12 protein-coding genes are annotated in these 16,952 nt (G+C 72.3%); 5 read left to right on the top strand and 7 right to left on the bottom strand.

Translation table 11 applies throughout. The features are described 5' to 3' along the window. The first annotated feature begins 56 nt into the window (after window positions 1–56). From ABZS69_RS24250 to ABZS69_RS24240, 3 genes are read left to right on the top strand one after another with little or no spacing between them, the layout of a single operon-like run. Complete coding sequence (locus ABZS69_RS24250; protein WP_355376467.1) at window positions 57–941, top strand: MurR/RpiR family transcriptional regulator; 885 nt, start codon at window positions 57–59, stop codon at window positions 939–941. A gap of 55 nt (window positions 942–996) precedes the next feature. Beyond that, window positions 997–1,884, top strand: a complete 888-nt coding sequence (locus ABZS69_RS24245; protein WP_355376465.1) for a sulfotransferase — start codon at window positions 997–999, stop codon at window positions 1,882–1,884. Between the two features lie 58 nt (window positions 1,885–1,942). Then, complete coding sequence (locus tag ABZS69_RS24240) at window positions 1,943–3,553, top strand: arylsulfatase (RefSeq protein ID WP_355376463.1); 1,611 nt, start codon at window positions 1,943–1,945, stop codon at window positions 3,551–3,553. Here the strand turns inward: ABZS69_RS24240 and ABZS69_RS24235 are convergent, their stop codons facing one another. From ABZS69_RS24235 to ABZS69_RS24205, 7 genes are all read right to left on the bottom strand, one after another. Beyond that, window positions 3,554–4,090 (bottom strand): NUDIX hydrolase family protein, encoded by a 537-nt coding sequence (locus ABZS69_RS24235; protein ID WP_355376461.1) that lies wholly within the window; start codon window positions 4,088–4,090, stop codon window positions 3,554–3,556. Beyond that, window positions 4,087–4,212: a hypothetical protein gene (locus ABZS69_RS24230; protein WP_355376459.1), complete on the bottom strand. Its 126-nt coding sequence runs from the start codon at window positions 4,210–4,212 to the stop codon at window positions 4,087–4,089. The genes ABZS69_RS24235 and ABZS69_RS24230 overlap by 4 nt, the downstream gene beginning before the upstream one ends. Next, window positions 4,209–5,201, bottom strand: coding sequence for an NrfD/PsrC family molybdoenzyme membrane anchor subunit (nrfD, locus tag ABZS69_RS24225; RefSeq protein WP_355376457.1), 993 nt, complete (start codon window positions 5,199–5,201; stop codon window positions 4,209–4,211). Before nrfD ends, ABZS69_RS24230 begins: the two co-directional genes overlap by 4 nt. Continuing rightward, entirely contained in the window at window positions 5,198–5,995 is a 798-nt protein-coding gene (locus ABZS69_RS24220) for a 4Fe-4S dicluster domain-containing protein (protein WP_355376455.1), read from the bottom strand. Before ABZS69_RS24220 ends, nrfD begins: the two co-directional genes overlap by 4 nt. Beyond that, window positions 5,995–9,222 (bottom strand): formate dehydrogenase, encoded by a 3,228-nt coding sequence (gene fdh / locus ABZS69_RS24215; RefSeq protein ID WP_355376453.1) that lies wholly within the window; start codon window positions 9,220–9,222, stop codon window positions 5,995–5,997. The genes ABZS69_RS24220 and fdh overlap by 1 nt, the downstream gene beginning before the upstream one ends. 72 nt (window positions 9,223–9,294) lie before the next feature. Beyond that, on the bottom strand, window positions 9,295–10,707 hold the full coding sequence (locus tag ABZS69_RS24210) for a rhamnulokinase family protein (protein WP_355376451.1): 1,413 nt from the start codon (window positions 10,705–10,707) through the stop codon (window positions 9,295–9,297). After that, entirely contained in the window at window positions 10,704–11,705 is a 1,002-nt protein-coding gene (locus ABZS69_RS24205; protein WP_355376450.1) for a substrate-binding domain-containing protein, read from the bottom strand. Before ABZS69_RS24205 ends, ABZS69_RS24210 begins: the two co-directional genes overlap by 4 nt. Before the next feature lie 352 nt (window positions 11,706–12,057). Here ABZS69_RS24205 and ABZS69_RS24200 point away from each other — a divergent pair, with 352 nt between their 5' ends. Next, window positions 12,058–13,986: a beta-galactosidase gene (locus ABZS69_RS24200; protein ID WP_355376448.1), complete on the top strand. Its 1,929-nt coding sequence runs from the start codon at window positions 12,058–12,060 to the stop codon at window positions 13,984–13,986. Window positions 13,987–14,127: 141 nt separating this feature from the next. Next, the gene (locus ABZS69_RS24195; protein ID WP_355376446.1) at window positions 14,128–16,839 is read left to right on the top strand and encodes a twin-arginine translocation signal domain-containing protein; all 2,712 of its coding nucleotides are present in this window, start codon (window positions 14,128–14,130) and stop codon (window positions 16,837–16,839) included. Window positions 16,840–16,952: the final 113 nt, after the last annotated feature.

Genomic DNA, 16,952 nt, shown 5'->3' with positions numbered 1-16,952 from the left:
ATTACGCAGACCCTACCACTTGGGTACTTTTCTTTCCGTTGCGGGGATGGGTGAGGATGTCCGAGGAAGACGGGACCGTGCTGATCCGCATCCGGGCCGCCATGCCCGCGCTGCGGCCGTCGGAGCGGCGGATCGCGGAGGAGTTCGTCGGCGACCCCGCCAGGGCCGCCAACCTGTCGATCGCCGAGCTGGCCGCCCGCTGCGCGACCTCCACCACCTCGGTGGTGCGCTTCTACCAGCGCATGGGCTACGCCCACTACAAGGACCTCAGGATCGACCTGGCCAGGGCGGTGGCGCGCGAGGAGCTGGCCACGTCGAGCCTGCCGGAGGCGTCCGGCGACATCGACCGCAACGACAGCCTGGCGGGCATCGTCTCCAAGGTGGCGATGAACGAGACGCTGTCCATCGCCGACACGGCCCGCTCGCTGGACATGGAGGCGCTGGCCGCCGCCGTGTCGCTGCTGCTGGCGGCCCGGCGGATCGACAGCTTCGGGGTGGGCGCGAGCTCCCTCGTGGGGCTCGACCTGCAGCAGAAGCTGTCGCGCATCGGCCGGACCGCGATCAACTGGCACGACTCCCACTCGGCCTGGACGTCGGCGGCCACGCTCGACCCCGCCTGCGTGGCGGTCGCCGTCTCCCACACGGGCGCCACCGTGGACACGGTCGAGTTCCTGTCGATCGCCCGCAAGTCGGGCGCCTCGACCGTGGCCATCACGAACTTCCGCGACTCGCCGCTGGCCAGGGCCGCCGACGTGACGCTCACGACGGCCGCCAGGGAGACGAAGTTCCGCTCGGGCGCGCTGGGCAGCCGCATCGCCCAGCTCATGGTGGTGGACTGCCTGTTCACCGGGGTCGCGCAGGCGTCCTACGACGAGTCGATGGCGGCGCTGCGCAACACGTACGCGGTCGTGCACGAGCGGGTCGTGCACAAGCGAGGGTGAGGTTCACAGCCCGGATTCACCTGGGGTTCACGGGCTGTCTCTACCTTTGTGGGCCATGAGCTGGAAGTACCGGGCCAACACCACGCTGGAGGGCCTGACCGGATACACGTTGACCCGGCGGCCGCGCAAGCAGCCGCCGAAGCCGCCGCCACCGCCGCCGCTGGTGCTCCAGCGGCTGCCCGGCGACGAGGTGCGGCCGCCCGCAGATCCCGTGCACGACCGCCTGCTGCGCGAGCCGGTCTTCCTGCTGTCGTCCGTGCGGTCGGGGTCGACGCTGCTGCGGGTCATGCTCAACAGCCACTCCCGGATGCATTCCCCCATCGAGACGCACTTCAGGCGGGTCACGATCGGCCTCGGCACCGAGCCCGTGCGGCAGGCCATGGAGGCGCTCGGCCACGCCCACAGCGACATCGAGCACATCGTGTGGGACCGGCTGCTCCACCGGGAGCTGACCCGCAGCGGCAAGCCGATCCTGGCGGAGAAGACGCCGAGCAACGTGTTCGCCTGGCGGCGCATCGCCACCTGCTGGCCCGACGCGCGCTTCATCTTCCTGCTGCGCCACCCCATGTCCATCGTGCAGTCCTGGCACGAGGCCGACCCGGTCAAGCGGCCCATGGAGGAGGCCGTGCCGCGCACCCTGAGCTACATGACCTACCTGGAGGAGGCCCGCACCCACCTCGACGGGCTGACCCTGCGCTACGAGGACCTGGTCGCCGACCCCGAGCGCGAGCTGCGGCGGCTCTGCCTCTTCCTGGGGCTGGAGTTCGAGCCGGCCATGCTCACCTACGGCGACAAGGACCACGGCGGCTTCGTCAAGGGCATCGGCGACTGGCGCGACAAGATCCGCTCCGGCACGGTCGTCGCGGGCCGCCCCCTGCCGGCGGCCGAGGAGATCCCCGAGGAGCTGCGCGAGATCTGCCGTCTGTGGGGCTACGCGCGGTGACGGATGTTCGCCGGCGATTTGTCTCCTGTTCGCCCTGGGCTCCGATAGGTTGCCGATCGTGATCAACGGGCCCTCCCGCCGTACCCTGCTCGCCGGCAGCCTCGCCGGCCTCACTCTGCCCGCTCTCGGGCCCACACCCGCCATGGCGTCGGCGGGCCTGCCGTCGCGGCCCAACATCGTCGTGATCCTGTCCGACGACCTGGGCTGGGGCGAGATCGGCGTGCAGGGGCAGCGCCTGATCAGCACCCCGAACCTGGACCGGCTGGCGGCCGAGGGCGTGCGCTTCGAGACGGCCTACTCCGGGGCGCCGCTGTGCGCGCCGTCGCGCTGCGCGCTGCTCACCGGGCTGCACGCGGGCCACGGCACCGTACGCGAGAACCCGGAGGGCGGGCCGCAGCGCTCTCTGACCGACGCCGACCTCACCTTCGCCGAGCTGCTGCAACTGTCCGGCTACCGCACGGCCTGCTTCGGCAAGTGGGGCTTCGGCCCCGAGCGGCCGGGGCAGCCCTCGCACCCGAACGAGCGCGGCTTCGACGAGTTCTTCGGCTTCATCGGCCACGCCCACGCCCACCAGTACTTCCCGAAGTACCTGTGGCACAACCGGGCCAAGGTGCGCCTCGACGGCAGGTCGTACGCGCCGGACCTGTTCCGCGAGCGGGCCGTCGAGTTCATCAGGCGCGGCGGCGACGACCCGTTCCTGCTCTACTACCCCACCACCCTGCCGCACTCGCCGAGCGTCATCCCCGGCGACGCGGGGCGCTACGAGGACCGGCCGTGGAGCGGCCCGAACCGGCGGCACGCCGCGCAGGTGGCCCGGCTCGACGCCGACGTGGCCACGCTGGTGCGGGAGTTACGCGCGACCGGCCTCGCCGAGAACACGCTCGTGCTGTTCACCAGCGACAACGGGCCGCACAGCGAGAAGGGCGTGACGCCGGAGCTGTTCAACTCCAACGGGCCCTGGCGCGGGGACAAACGCGACGTCTACGAGGGCGGCATCCGCGTGCCGATGATCGCCTGGTCACCCGCGTTACGGCCGCGCGTGGTCAAGCAGCCGGTGGCCTCGTGGGACGTGCTGCCGACCCTCGCCGACCTGGCCGGGGTGCCGGTGCCCGCGCACCTCGACGGCCTGTCCTTCCGCGGCCTGCTCACCGGCGCGGGCGCCCCCAAGCACGACCACCTGGTGTGGAACCGGCCCCGCAAGGCCCAGGCGATCCGCCGCGGCCGGTGGAAGCTGGTCCGCTTCGCCCCGCACATCGCGGGCGCCGGCCCCGAGGGCCGGATCGAGCTGTACGACCTGGCCAAGGACCCGGCCGAGAGCCGCGACCTGGCCGCGGAGCGGGTGGAGCTGGTGGACGAGCTGATGATCATGCTCGACGATTCGATCGGGCCGGACCCGCGCATCCCGTACGGGCTGAAGACCGAGATCACCGGCGGCCAGGTCGTGGTGACGCTGCACAACGGCTCGGCGGCGCCGTGGCGCGAGGTCAAGCTGAGCCTGAAGGGAGCCGGCGCCGTCAACCGGGCCCGCACGATGCCGCGCGTGGACCCGGGGACGGCGATCTCGGTCGGCTTCCCGCTCCCACGCGGGAGCGGGAGCGGCGAACAGATCACGGCCCGCGCCGGCTTCGACGCGGGCGGACGCTCCCTGTCCTTCAGGAAGGCCGTCTGATCAGGGCAGGCAGCCGACGTGGGCCAGGGCCTGCTTGAGCAGCACGCCCTGCCCGCCGGTCATCTCCTGCTGCACCGCGGGCGACGCGGCGTCCTCCGGGGTGAACCACTCCAGGTCCAGGGCGTCCTGCCGGGGCCGGCAGTCACCCGCGACGGGGACGATGTAGGCCAGGGAGACGGCGTGCTGGCGGGGGTCGTGGTAGGGGGTGACGCCCGGCGTCGGGAAGTATTCGGCGACGGTGAACGGCTGCGGCGAGGCGGGGATGTGGGGGAGCGCCACGGGGCCGAGGTCCTTCTCCAGGTGGCGCAGGAGCGCGTCGCGGATCCGCTCGTGGTGCAGCACGCGTCCCGAGACCAGCGCCCGGCTGACCGTGCCGTCTGACGCGATGCGCAGCAGCAGGCCGACGCGGGTGACCACGCCGGTGTCGTCGACCCGCACCGGCACGGCGTCGACGTAGAGGATGGGCAGCTGGCCTCGCACCGACTCGAGTTCGTCGGGTGCGAGCCATCCAGGCGCGGTTTCGGTCTTTTCGGTCATCTGCTGATCGTACGTCCCCGGCTCCGGCCCTCGGGGCCGGTCCTGCCGGCCAGCCAGGACGCCGTGCAGGTGACCAGCATGATGCCGACGAACGGCAGGTAGGAGATGACTTTCCGGCTCATGCGAGTTTCCTCCGTTGTGCCTGAATGGTGTACTTGGGGTCGTTCACGGACTCCATCCCGGCACGGAAGATCCCGAACCGGGTGCAGGCGGAGCCCGCGAGCAGCGCCGCGCCCGCCGCCATGGCCGCGATCCGGCTGCGCCGGCCGGCGGTCACCCCGGCCAGCGCGCCCGCCAGCGACAGCGCCTCGCCCGCGCGCAGCAGCGAGCTGCGCTTGAGCGGCTCGGCCAGCGGCCCCAGCCGCCGCTCCATCCGGGTGGCGGCCACGCATTCGACGGCCGCGCCCAGCGCCGCCAGCCGGCGGGCCGGGCCCGCCTCCGCCAGCGGCGCGGCCAGCATCCCGAGCCCGCCCGCCGCGGCCGAGGCCGAGCCGGCGAACAGGAACGGCATCTCGCGATACCCCCCGTGCCAGACGGGCACGGCGGTGTCGCAGATCAGCGCGGCGGTGTAGGTGGCCACCGCGGGCCCCGCCAGCCCCGCCCCGACCGTGGCGGCCCGGCCCAGCCGGGGCAGGCGCCCGGACAGGTCCGCGGCCCCCGCGCACACGGCCTGCGGCCCGTACGCCGTGAGGATCCACGTGCCGACGCTCATGGGCGAGGTCACCTTGAACACCCGCAGCATGTTCACGAACCGCTCGGGCCGCCCCAGGTCGTGGATCAGCGAGTAGAGCGAGCCGCCCAGCGCGCCCAGCGCGGCCACCTTGCCCACCCTGGCCAGGCGCGGCCTGCCGGTGAGCTCGGCGACGGCCGCCAGCGTCGACGACGCGCCGGCCAGGCCGCCCAGGAAGAGGTAGCCGGCGATGTCGTGCTCCTGCCACGTCGGCTTGTTCAGCACCGGGCGGCCGTAGTAGGAGTCGTAACCCTTCTCTGGGCCCTTCTCTGGGCCCGGCTCCGGCCGCTCGCGCCGGTCGCCCGCCGAGCCCGGCGTGGCCTCGCGCTCGGTGCGCAGCCCGGCCGAGCCGTCCAGCCGCACGTCGGTCTGGCTGCTCATCCCCGTCTCCTCCATCCGGAAAACGCCGTCGCGGCCACCCCCGCCAGCAGGGCGAGCGCCGCGACCCCCACGTGCCGCCACATCGACGGCAGGTCCCTGGTGGTCACCACGGGATCGGGCGGCAGGCCGTAGACCTCGGGCTCGTCCAGCAGGAGGAAGAACGCCCCCATGCCGCCCACCCCGTCGCCCGTGTCGTGCCCGTACAGGCGGGCGGAGGCCGTGCCCGCCGCGCGTACCTGGCCGAGCCGGCGCTCGGCCCGCTCGCGCAGCTCGTCGAGGTCCCCGAACTGGATCGAGTCCGTCGGGCACGTCTTGGCGCACGCGGGCTCCTGCCCGTCGCCCAGCCGGTCGTAGCACATGGTGCACTTGGCGGCCACGCCGCTGCTCTCCCGCTTGCCGATCACCCCGAACGGGCAGGCGGACACGCAGTAGCCGCACCCGTTGCAGATGTCCTGCTGCACCACGACCGTGCCGAACTCGGTGCGGAACAGCGAGCCCGTCGGGCACACGTCCAGGCAGGCCGCCTCCGTGCAGTGCTTGCACACGTCGGAGGCCATCAGCCAGCGGAAGTCCATGTCGCCGACCCCGGGCTCCTGGTGGCCGAGCGGGCGCCGCTGCTCGATGAACGCGACGTGCCGCCAGGTGTCGGAGCCCAGGCCCACGGTGTTGTCGTACGACATGCCGGTGAAGGCCAGGCCGTCTTCGGGGACGGCGTTCCACTCCTTGCAGGCCACCTCGCACGCCTTGCAGCCGATGCAGATGCTGGTGTCGGTGAAGAACCCCACGCGGCCCATCACGCCTCCGTCCCGGTGCCGGCGCTGACGCCCGCGCGCTCCTGATAGGCCCTGACCAGCTCGGGCAGCGCCGGTCCGCGCGGCCGCCGCCCCGGCCGGATGTCGGCCGCCAGGGCCTTGACCTCCTGGATGTGGGCGTTGGGGTCGAGCGCGATCGCCGACAGCTCGTTGGCCGCGTCGCCCCTGGCCAGGCCGTTGGGCCCGTAGTGGAACGGCAGCCCGATCTGGTGCAGCACCTTCCCGTTCAGGCGCAGCGACGGCATCCGGTCGGTGACCAGGACCCTGGCCTCGATGGCGTTGCGCGCCGTGATGATCGTGGCCCAGTCGCCGTGCACGAGCCCGCGCTCGGCGGCCAGCTCGGGCGAGACCTCGCAGAACATCTCCGGCTGCAGCTCCGCCAGGTACGGCGTGTGCCGGCTCATCCCGCCCGCCGTGAAGTGCTCGGTCAGCCGGTACGTCGTCACCACGTACGGGTAGACCGACGCGCCCGGCTCGTCGCCGCTCGGCTGGTAGCGGTTGTCCTCGTGCGGGTAGACCTTGCGCGCCGGGTTGCGCTGGCGGCCGTAGAGCGGGTTGGCGACCGGCGAGTCCTGCGGCTCGTAGTGCGTCGGCAGCGGCCCGTCCATCACCCCGGACGGAGCGAACAGCCAGCCCTTCCCGTCGGCCTGCATGACGAACGGATCGGTGCCCGACAGCGCCGCCACGCCCTGTGCGTCCTGCGGGGCCCGGTAGCCGGGGTCCTTGTCCTCGTCGATGTCCGGCACGTCGAACCCGGTCCACCGGCCCGCGTCCGCGTCCCACCAGACGAGCTTCTTGCGCTCGCTCCACGGGCTGCCGTCCGGCCTGGCCGAGGCCCGGTTGTAGAGGATGCGCCGGTTCGCCGGCCAGGCCCACGCCCATTCGGCGGCGATCCAGTCCTGCTCGGTGTGGGGCTTGCGGCGGGCGGCCTGGTTGACCCCGTCGGCGTACACGCCGCAGTAGATCCAGCAGCCGCACGTCGTGGAGCCATCGTCCTTGAGCTCGCCGGGCCCGGACAGGGGCCGCCGGTCGGAGCCCCAGCCGTTGATCTCCGCCAGCACGGCCGCCGCGGACGGCTCGGCCAGCTCGCCCTCCAGCGGGTAGTCCCAGGTGAGCTCCAGCACCGGCGCGTCCATCGGGTCCGCAGAGCCCGCCAGCTTCTCCCTGATGATCCGCCCCAGGTGGTACATGAACCACAGGTCGCTGCGCGCGTCACCGCCCGGCTCGACCGCCTGGTGGTGCCACTGGATCAGCCGGTTGGTGTTGGTGAAGCTGCCGTTCTTCTCGGTGTGCGAGGCCGCGGGGAAGAAGAACACCTCGGTGCCGATGTCCTCGGTGACCAGCTCCTCCGTCTCGATCTCCGGGCCGTCCCGCCACCAGGTGGCGCTCTCGATCAGGTTGAGGTCGCGGACCACCAGCCAGTCGAGCCTGGCCATGCCCAGGCGCTGCATCCGGGTGTTGGCCGACCCGACCGCCGGGTTCTCGCCGAGCAGGAAGTAACCCTTGCAGGTGCCGTCGAGCTGCGCCAGCACGGTGTCGTACGTGCTGTGCGACCCGGTCAGCCTGGGCAGGTAGCCGAACCTGAAGTCGTTGTCCGGCTGGGCGGACTCGCCCCACCACGCCTTGAGCAGGCTGGTCAGGTAGGCGGGCATGTTCGCCCAGCAGCCCTTGTGCGGCGCGTCGGCGCGCAGGAACTTGCGCAGGCTCAGATCCTCGTGCGCGTGCGGCATCGGGATGTAGCCCGGCAGCAGGTTGAACAGCGTGGGGATGTCGCTGGAGCCCTGGATGCTGGCGTGCCCGCGCAGCGCCTGGATGCCGCCGCCGGGCCGGCCGATGTTGCCGAGCAGCAGCTGCAGGATGCTCGCCGCCCTGATGAACTGCGAGCCGTCGCTGTGCTGCGTCCAGCCCACCGCGTACACGAACTCGGCGGTCTTGTCCGGGCCGGAATTTTCCGTCAGATGGCGGCACACCCGCAGGAACAGCTCGCGCGGCACCCCGCACACCCGCTCGACCATCTCCGGCGTGTAGCGGGCGAAGTGGTGGCGCAGCACCTGCATGACGCAGCGCGGATGGCGCAGCGTCTCGTCGCGCTGCGGCACGCCGTCCATCGGCAGGCCGGCGGCGCCCAGCATCTCGCAGCGGCCCGGCGGCAGCTTGCCCACCCGCCGCTCGTAGTCCTCGTCGCGCGCGCCGGAGGCCGGGGCGACCGTCATGCCCTCGTACTGCCAGGTCTCGTCGTCGTAGACGCGGGTCTCCGGGTCGAAGCCGGAGAAGACGCCGTCGAGGTCCTCCGCGTCGCGGTAGTCCTCGGAGAGGATGGTGGCCGCGTTGGTGTAGTTGACCACGTACTCGTGGAAGTACAGGTCGTTCTCCAGCACGTGGTTGATGACGGCGCCGAGGAAGGCCACGTCGGAGCCCGCGCGGATGGGCACGTGCAGGTCGGCCACCGCGCTCGTACGCGTGAAGCGCGGGTCGACGTGGATGATCACCGCGCCGCGCGCCTTGGCCTCCATCACCCACTGGAAGCCGACCGGGTGCGCCTCGGCGAAGTTCGAGCCCTGGATGACCACGCAGTCGGAGTGCTGCAGGTCCTGCATGAACGTGGTGGCCCCGCCCCGGCCGAACGACGTGCCGAGCCCGACCACGCTGGAGCTGTGGCAGATGCGGGCCTGGTTCTCGATCTGCACCACGCCGAGGGCCGTCAGCAGCTTCTTGATGAGGTAGTTTTCCTCGTTGTCCAGCGTCGCGCCGCCCAGGCTGGCGATGCCCATGGTCCTGGCGGTGCGCCTGCCGTCCTTCTCCCACTCCCAGGTCTCGCGCCTGGTGGCGATGACCCGGTCGGCCACCATGCGCATGGCGGTGTCGAGGTCGATCTCCTGCCAGTCGGCCGCGCCCGGCGGGCGGTGGAGCGCCTTGTGCCGGCGGCCGGAGGCGGTGGTGAGCTGGAGGCTGGCCGCGCCCTTGGGGCACAGCCGGCCGCGGCTGATGGGGGAGTCGGGGTCGCCCTCGATCTGGACGACCCGCTCGTCGCGTACGTACACGTTCTGGCCGCAGCCCACCGCGCAGTACGGGCAGACCGACTTGACCACCCGGTCGGCCGTGGCGGTGCGCGCTCGCAGCGCCGCCGTTCTGGCCGACTTGACCGCGGCTCCCCGCCCGCTGCGGTCCTCGCCGGTCAGCTGCCGCAGCAGCGGCCACCCCACATCCATGACGCCCCCCGAAACCCCTGGCGGGGTTCCTGCCCCCCTCCCGGGAGGCGAAAACCCGCAGGTCGGGAGGGTTCAGGCGATACGTGCGGCGGCCCGCTCCCACGCCTGGGGGTCGCCGGAGGGCTCGTAGCGGCGCAGCGGCTGGGAGGCGGCGACCAGCGCGCGCATCTCCGCCAGGTCCGAGACGAGCCCCGCCGCCCGCGCCTGCACGAGCACGTTGCCCAACGCGGTCGCCTCCGCGGGCCCGGCCACCACCGGCAGCCCGCAGGCGTCGGCGGTGAGCTGGCACAGCAGCTCGTTGCGCGACCCGCCGCCCACCAGGTGGACGACCTCGACGTCGCGCCCGGACAGCTCCATCGCCTGCCGCACGGCCAGCCGGTGCCCGAGCGCCAGGCTCTCCAGCACGCATCGCACGTACGCGGCCGGGGACGACGGGGGCTCCTGCTCCGTGCGGCGGCACTCGGCGGCGATCCTGGCCGGCATGTCGCCCGGCGGCAGGAACGCCGGCTCGTCCGGGTTGACCACGGCCGCGAACGGCCGCTCGCCCGCCGCCGCCCTCAGCAGCTCGCCCAGGTCGGAGCCGGGCCAGGCCCGCAGGCACTCCTGCAGCAGCCACAGCCCCATGACGTTGCGCAGATAGCGGACGGTGCCGTCGATGCCGGCCTCGTTGGTGAAGTTCGCGGCCCGGCTCTCGGGCGTCACGATGGGCTCGGGCAGCTCCACCCCGGCCAGCGACCAGGTGCCGCACGAGATGTAGGCGAACGCCGGCCCGGAGGCGGGCACGGCGGCCACGGCCGAGGCGGTGTCGTGCGAGCCGACCGCCGTGACGGGCGCCGACCAGCCGATCACGTCGGCCACGTGCCGCCGCAGCCCGCCGACCGTCTCGCCGGGCTGCCGCAGCGGCGGGAACAGCCCGGCCGGCAGCCCGAGCTGCTTGATCAGGGGGAACGCCCACGACCTGGTGCGCACGTCGAGCAGCCCCGTCGTCGAGGCGTTGGTCACCTCCGCGCCCACCTCGCCGGTGAGCCAGTAGCCGATCAGGTCGGGGATCAGCAGCATCGTCACCGCCCCGTCGAGCGGGTCGGCGAGCAGCTGGTAGATCGTGTTGAACGGCAGCACCTGCAGCCCGGACACGTCGTACAGCGTCTCCGCCCCGACCGACTCGGCCACCCGCGCGGCCACCCCCCGCGTGCGGTCGTCGCGATAGTGCACCGGGTTGCCCATCAGCCGGTACGACTCGTCGAGCAGCCCGTAGTCGACCGCCCACGAGTCGACGCCGATGGACGACACCGGGCCCGCCTCGCGCAGGCCGGCGATGATCTCCGAATACAGGCCGGTGATGTCCCAGTGGAGGCGGCCCGCCTCGGTCACCGGCTCGTTGGGGAAGCGGCGGACCTCGGTCAGCTCCAGCCCGTCGGAGAGGTCGGCCAGCATCACCCGGCCGCTGGAGGCCCCGAGGTCGACGGCGGCGAAACGGCGGCTCATTGTGTGGACTCCCTGGCGACGAGCTCCGGCTGGAACATGATGTGCTGGTGCGCGTGCGTGTCCGGGTTGTCGCACTCGTCCAGCAGCAGCTCGGTGGCGATCCGGCCGAGCTGGTAGGTGGGCTGCCGCATCGAGCTGAGCGACACGGTGGAGGCAGCGGCGAAGTCGATGTCGTCGTAGCCCATCAGCGCCACGTCCTCAGGCACCCGCACGCCCGCCCGCAGCAGCGCGCGCAGCACGCCGAGCGCGAGCAGGTCGTTGGCGCAGAACACGGCCTCGGGCAGGTCGCCCTCGATCAGGTCGGCGGCGGCCTTCTCGCCCGCGCGGGCCGTCATCGTGGCGGCCTCGGTCACCTTCAGGTCTTCGGGGTCGAGCCCGGCGGCCCGCATCGCGGCCTTCGCGCCCTCCCAGCGCTCCACGCACTGCCTGATCGTCATCGGGCCCGTCACGTAGACGACGCGGCGCGCGCCCCTGGCCAGCAGGTGGGCGACCGCGGCCCGGCCGCCCGCGACGTCGTCCACGGCCACCGCGCACTGGTCGGGCCGGTGCGCCGGGTGGTCGACCAGGACGACGCTGATGCCGCGCTCGCGCAGCCGGTCGAGCCGGCCGGGGTCCTCGCCGGAGGGGGTGATCAGCACGCCGCGCACCCGGTGCTCGGCCAGCACCCGCAGGTTGCGGTCCTCCTTGTCCTGCGAGCCCGCCGAGTTGCCCAGGATCACCGCGTAGCCGAGCTCGCTGGCCACGTCCTCGACCCCGGCCGCGACCTCGGTGAAGAACGGGTTGCCGATGTCGATCACGCTCAGGCCGATCGTCCTGCTGTGCCCGGCGCGCAGCGTCGAGGCCGAGCCGTGCCGGACGAACCCCAGCTCGTTGATCGCCGCCTCCACCCGCTCCCGGGTCGCGGGTGCGACTTTTCCGGGCCGGTTCAGTACGTTGGAGACCGTGCCCGGGGACACGCCGGCGTGGGCTGCGACGTCCTTGATGCTGACCATGGCCATGGGGACCAATTAAAACGTACTAACGAGTGGGGCGCCAGTCGCGGCACCGGTGGAACCGCGTTTCCGCGTCTGGTGTGGGGGAAGTTGCGTCGCGCATCTAGTAAAACGTTTGTATCGAGACGCGCACAGGGGCTGTTTTCCCCGCTATTCATAACGTTCAGATAACACCAGCATCACGGGTCACATCCGGATCTGACCGGCCTGCCTGCGCAATCACCCCGGTTGATCAGCACGAACCCGTCGTCGGGGGCGAGCCGGGCCTTGTGCGACGCGCTTGAGGAACGTTTTAATCCCCCGTAAACGCTGACGTAACACGCTGTGAGCGCTAACAGACTTGCGAAAGGCAGGTTTCATGCCGGACGTCATCGCCTATGGCGGGGACTGGAATCCAGAGCAGTGGCCCGAGGAGACGTGGGAGCAGGACGTCGCGCTGATGCGCGAGGCCGGCGTCAACCGGGTCAGCGTCGGCATCTTCTCCTGGTCGCTGCTGGAGCCGGCCGAGGGAGTGTTCGACTTCGGCTGGTTCGACCGCGTTATGGACCTGCTGGCCACGAACGGGATCAAGGCCAACCTGTCCACGCCGACCGCCGCCCCGCCGCCCTGGTTCGGGGACACCTACCCGGAGGCGCTGCCGGTCGACGCCGACGGGCGGCGGCTGACGTACGGCAGCAGGCAGGGCTTCTGCCCCAGCTCGCCGATCTACCGCGAGAAGGCGCTGCGCATCGCCGAGCAGGTGGCCACGCGCTACCGGGACCACCCGGCGCTGGCCCTGTGGCACGTGCACAACGAGTACGGCTGCCACAACGCGCGCTGCTTCTGCGACACCTCGGCGGCGGCCTTCCGCGCCTGGCTGCGCTCTCACTACGCCTCGCTCGACGCGCTCAACGACGCGTGGGGCACCGCGTTCTGGTCCCAGCGCTACGGCGACTGGGCCCAGATCCTGCCGCCGCGCGCCACCCCCACCTTCCCCAACCCCGGCCAGCAGCTCGACTTCCGCCGCTTCAGCTCCGACGCGCTCATCGAGCTCTACACCGCCGAGCGCGACCTGCTCAGGAAGATCACCCCGGACGTGCCCGCGACCACCAACCTGATGGCGGGCGCGCACTGGGACATGGACTGCTGGGCCTTCGCCGCCGAGATGGACGTCGTCTCCACCGACCACTACCTGATCGGCGCCCGCGCGGAGCCGCACATCGATCTGGCCTTCGCCGCCGACTACGCCCGCTCGCTCAACGGCGGGCGGCCCTGGCTGCTGATGGAGCACTCGACCAGCGCGGTCAACTGGCAGTCGCGCAACCGCGCCAAGGCCCCCGGCGAGCTGCGCCGCAACTCCCTGACCCACCTGGCCAGGGGAGCGGACGGGATCATGTACTTCCAGTGGCGGGCCTCGCGCGCCGGCGCCGAGAAGTGGCACTCGGCGATGCTGCCGCACGCGGGCACCGGGACCAAGATCTGGCGGGAGATGACCGCGCTCGGCGCCGAGCTGGCCGGGCTCGCCGATGTGGCGGGCAGCACCGTCAGCGCCGACGTCGCGATCCTCATCGACCACTCCAGCGTCTGGGCCCAGGACCACCCCGCCCAGCCCTCCGTGGACATGGACCCGGTGGAGGAGGCCAAGCGCTGGCACGCCGCGCTCTGGCGGGCCGGCGTCACCTGCGACCTGGCCCACCCCGAGGGCGACCTGACCGGCTACCGCCTGGTGCTGGTGCCCGCGCTCTACCTGGTGAGTGACGCGGGGGCGGCCAACCTCGCGCGGTTCGTGGAGCGGGGCGGGGTCGCGCTCGTGGGCCCGTACAGCGGGATCGTGGACGAGCACGACCGGGTGCGGCTCGGGGGCTACCCCGGGGCGTGGCGCGACCTGCTCGGGGTGAGCGTGGAGGAGTTCTTCCCGCTCGACGGGCCGATCCCGCTGGCCTCGGGCGCGTCGGGGACCGCCTGGAGCGAGGTGGCGCACGTCACCGGCGCGAAGGTCCTCGACGCGTACGCCACCGGGGAGCCCGCCTGGACCCGCAACGAGTGGGGCGACGGGTTCGCGCACTACCTCACCACCCGGCTCGACGACGACGGCCTGGCCGATGTCATCGCCGCCGTCACGACGGAGGCGGGCGTCGAGCCCGTCGCCGCCGCCCCCGCCGGGGTGGAGGTCGTACGGCGCTCGCATGCCGACGGCCGCTCCTACCTGTTCGCCGTCAACCACACGGGCGAGGACGCGGTCGTGACCCCGCCCGGCGGCGACCCGGTCACGGTGGCGGCGGGCGACGTCCGCGTGATCATCGCCTGACGCCGGGCGCTCGCGGGCGTCCCGGTGCGGAGGCCCGCGGGCGCCCCGGCGTGCGGCTCTGGAAAGCGCTTCCCCTGGGAGCGGTACCACCGATCAACCCCCCCGAAGGGGCGCGCGCCCCTTCCCGCCTGGAGGTGCACTGTGTCCGAGCAGATCTCACGCCGCGACGCCCTGAAGGGGTTAGCCGTCGCCGGCGCCGCCGTCCCGCTGGCCTCGGCCCTGGAGTCGCCCGCGCTGGCCGCGCTGGCCGTCCCCGACGTCCCCCTGCGCTGGCTGGAGGACAGGCCCGCCGAGGCGCCCGGCACCACCTGGGGCGTTCCGTGGCCGAAGGGCGCGGTGGCCAAGGAGCAGGCGTTCGCGCTCACCGCGGACGGCGGGGCCGCCGTGCCGGTGCAGACGTGGCCGCTGGCGTACTGGCCGGACGGGTCGCTGAAGTGGACGGCCCACGCGATCGGCCCCGAGGCGGCCGCGGCCGAGACGTACACGCTGCGGCCCGGCCCAGTTGCGGCCACAGTCGCCGCGCCCGCCAGGCCGGTCACCGTCAAGGACGAGAAGCAGTACGTGGACGTGGACACCGGCGTGATCCGCGCCCGCGTCCGCAAGAGCGGCAGCGAGCTGATCAGCCAGATCTGGCGCGGCGAGACGGAGATCGCCCGCAAGGGGCAGCTCGTCAACCTCCGCCAGAGCAAGATCGACGACGATGACGACCGCACGGTCGAGGTCGACTCCTACCTGAGCGACATCTCGAAGGTGGAGGTCGAGCAGGCCGGCCCGGTGCGCGCGGTCGTGCGGATCGAGGGCCGCCACACCTCCAAGAAGGGCCGGTCGTGGCTGCCGTTCACGATCCGGCTCTACTTCTACGCGGGCGCGGAGAGCGTGCGGATGACGCACACGTTCGTGTTCGACCGCGACGGGCAGCACGACTTCGTCGCCGGGCTCGGCGTGCGCTTCCGCGTCCCGATGCGGGACGAGCCGTACAACCGGCACATCCGCTTCGTCGGCGACGGGCACGGCCTGCTCACCGAGGCCGTCAAGGGCATCACGGGGCTGCGCCGCGACCCCGGCGCGGCCGTGCGGAAGGCGCAGGTGGCCGGGCAGCGGCTGCCGGACATCGCCACCTGGGACACCCGCGTCAGCAGCCGCGTCCAGCTCATCCCCGACTGGGGCGACTACACGCTCGCCCAGCTCTCCGCCGAGGGCTTCACGCTCAAGAAGCGCACCAAGAAGGGGTACGGCTGGGTCGCCGTCGACCAGGGCCGGCGGGCCTCGGGGCTCGGGTACGTGGGCGGGCCGAGCGGCGGGTTCGCGTTCGGCCTGCGGGACTTCTGGCAGCGGCACCCCACCCAGCTCGACATCCGCGGGGCCGCCACGGAGGAGGCCGAGGTCACCCTCTGGCTCTGGTCGCCGGAGGCCGGGCCGATGGACACCCGCTTCTACCACGACGGCATGGGCCAGGACACCTACCCGGAGCAGATCGAGGGCCTCAACATCACGTACGAGGACTACGAGCCCGGCTTCGGCACGCCGCTCGGGATCGCGCGGACCAGCGAGCTGACGTTCTGGGCGCTGGCCGCCACCCCGGACGCCGCCCGGCTCGGGGCGATGGCCGACGCCGTACGCACGCCGCCCCTGATCGTCGCGCCGCCCGCGCACCTGGCCGCCGCCAAGGTGTTCGGCGGCCTGTTCAGCCCGGTCGACCGGTCGACGCCCGGCAGGAAGACCATCGAGGACCACCTCGACTTCCTCTTCGACTACTACACGAAGCAGGTCGAGCAGCGGCACTGGTACGGGTTCTGGGACTACGGCGACATCATGCACACGTTCGACGAGGACCGGCACGTGTGGCGCTACGACGTCGGCGGTTACGCCTGGGACAACTCGGAGCTCTCGCCCGACCTGTGGCTCTGGTACGCGTACCTGCGCTCGGGCCGCGCCGACGTGTTCCGCTTCGCCGAGGCGATGACCCGGCACACCGGCGAGGTGGACGTCTACCACCTCGGGCCCTGGGCCGGGCTCGGCAGCCGGCACAACGTGCAGCACTGGGGGTGCAGCGCCAAGCAGCAGCGCATCTCGACCGCGGTCTACCGGCGCATCTTCTACTTCCTGACCGCCGACGAGCGCACCGGCGACCTCATGCGGGCGCTGGTGGACTCCGACAAGACGTTCCTGGCCATCGACCCGCTCCGCAAGATCCGCACGGAGCCGTACACGCCGGACCCCTCGGCCCTCGCGATCGGGCTGGGCACCGACTGGAGCGGCCTGGCCGCCGCCTGGCTGACCGAGTGGGAGCGTGGCGGGGACCCGGTGGCCGAGAAGAAGCTCAAGGCCACCATGCGGACCATCGCCGCCATGCCCAACGGCTTCGTCACGGGCGAGGGCCTCTACAACCTCGGCACCGGCGAGTTCGCCCCGGCCGCCAAGAAGGTCGCGGTGTCGCACCTGTCGGCGATGTTCGGCCAGGTCGAGATCTGCGCCGAGCTCATCGACCTGGTCGACATGCCGGAGTTCGAGCGGGCCTGGCTCCAGTACTGCCGCCTGTTCAACGCCACCAAGGCCGAGCAGGCCGCCGAGACGGGCGCGAACTTCGGCAACCTCATCCTCAAGCAGGGGCACTCCCGGCTCACGGCGTACGCGGCGGTCCGGCTGCGGCGCGACGACCTCGCGACGCGGGCGTGGACGGAGTTCGCCACGGGGGACGGCTACGCGCCCGACCTGCCGTGGAAGTCGGAGAAGGTCACGACGACCCTCAACCCGACGGACGAGGCGGCCTGGGTCTCCACCAACACCACGGCCCTGTACGGCCTGGCCGCCATCCAGAATCTGGCCCTCGTCGGCGACAAACTCCCCACCTGACCCCGACTCCGCCTGGGCCGGGGATTAAAACGTGTCACCGTGACCGCGCGATCACCCTGCACGGTCCCTGGCCCAGGTGCATTGACAGCGAGCAGCAGGAATCGTAGTTTCCT

Origin of the sequence: Nonomuraea sp. NPDC005650 (assembly GCF_040605375.1) — a bacterium.
Lineage (GTDB): Bacteria > Actinomycetota > Actinomycetes > Streptosporangiales > Streptosporangiaceae > Nonomuraea.
The sequence above is the reverse complement of the archived record's forward strand: the minus strand, read 5'-3'. Positions and strand labels throughout refer to the sequence as shown.

Bases quoted from the DNA above. Each gene is read 5' to 3' on its own strand.
- ABZS69_RS24250 (WP_355376467.1), top strand. From the start codon at position 57: ATGTCCGAGGAAGACGGGACCGTGCTGATCCGCATCCGGGCCGCCATG.
- ABZS69_RS24245 (WP_355376465.1), top strand. From the start codon at position 997: ATGAGCTGGAAGTACCGGGCCAACACCACGCTGGAGGGCCTGACCGGA.
- ABZS69_RS24235 (WP_355376461.1), bottom strand. From the start codon at position 4,090: ATGACCGAAAAGACCGAAACCGCGCCTGGATGGCTCGCACCCGACGAA.
- ABZS69_RS24230 (WP_355376459.1), bottom strand. From the start codon at position 4,212: ATGAGCCGGAAAGTCATCTCCTACCTGCCGTTCGTCGGCATCATGCTG.
- nrfD (WP_355376457.1), bottom strand. From the start codon at position 5,201: ATGAGCAGCCAGACCGACGTGCGGCTGGACGGCTCGGCCGGGCTGCGC.
- ABZS69_RS24220 (WP_355376455.1), bottom strand. From the start codon at position 5,995: ATGGGCCGCGTGGGGTTCTTCACCGACACCAGCATCTGCATCGGCTGC.
- fdh (WP_355376453.1), bottom strand. From the start codon at position 9,222: ATGGATGTGGGGTGGCCGCTGCTGCGGCAGCTGACCGGCGAGGACCGC.
- ABZS69_RS24210 (WP_355376451.1), bottom strand. From the start codon at position 10,707: ATGAGCCGCCGTTTCGCCGCCGTCGACCTCGGGGCCTCCAGCGGCCGG.
- ABZS69_RS24205 (WP_355376450.1), bottom strand. From the start codon at position 11,705: ATGGCCATGGTCAGCATCAAGGACGTCGCAGCCCACGCCGGCGTGTCC.
- ABZS69_RS24200 (WP_355376448.1), top strand. From the start codon at position 12,058: ATGCCGGACGTCATCGCCTATGGCGGGGACTGGAATCCAGAGCAGTGG.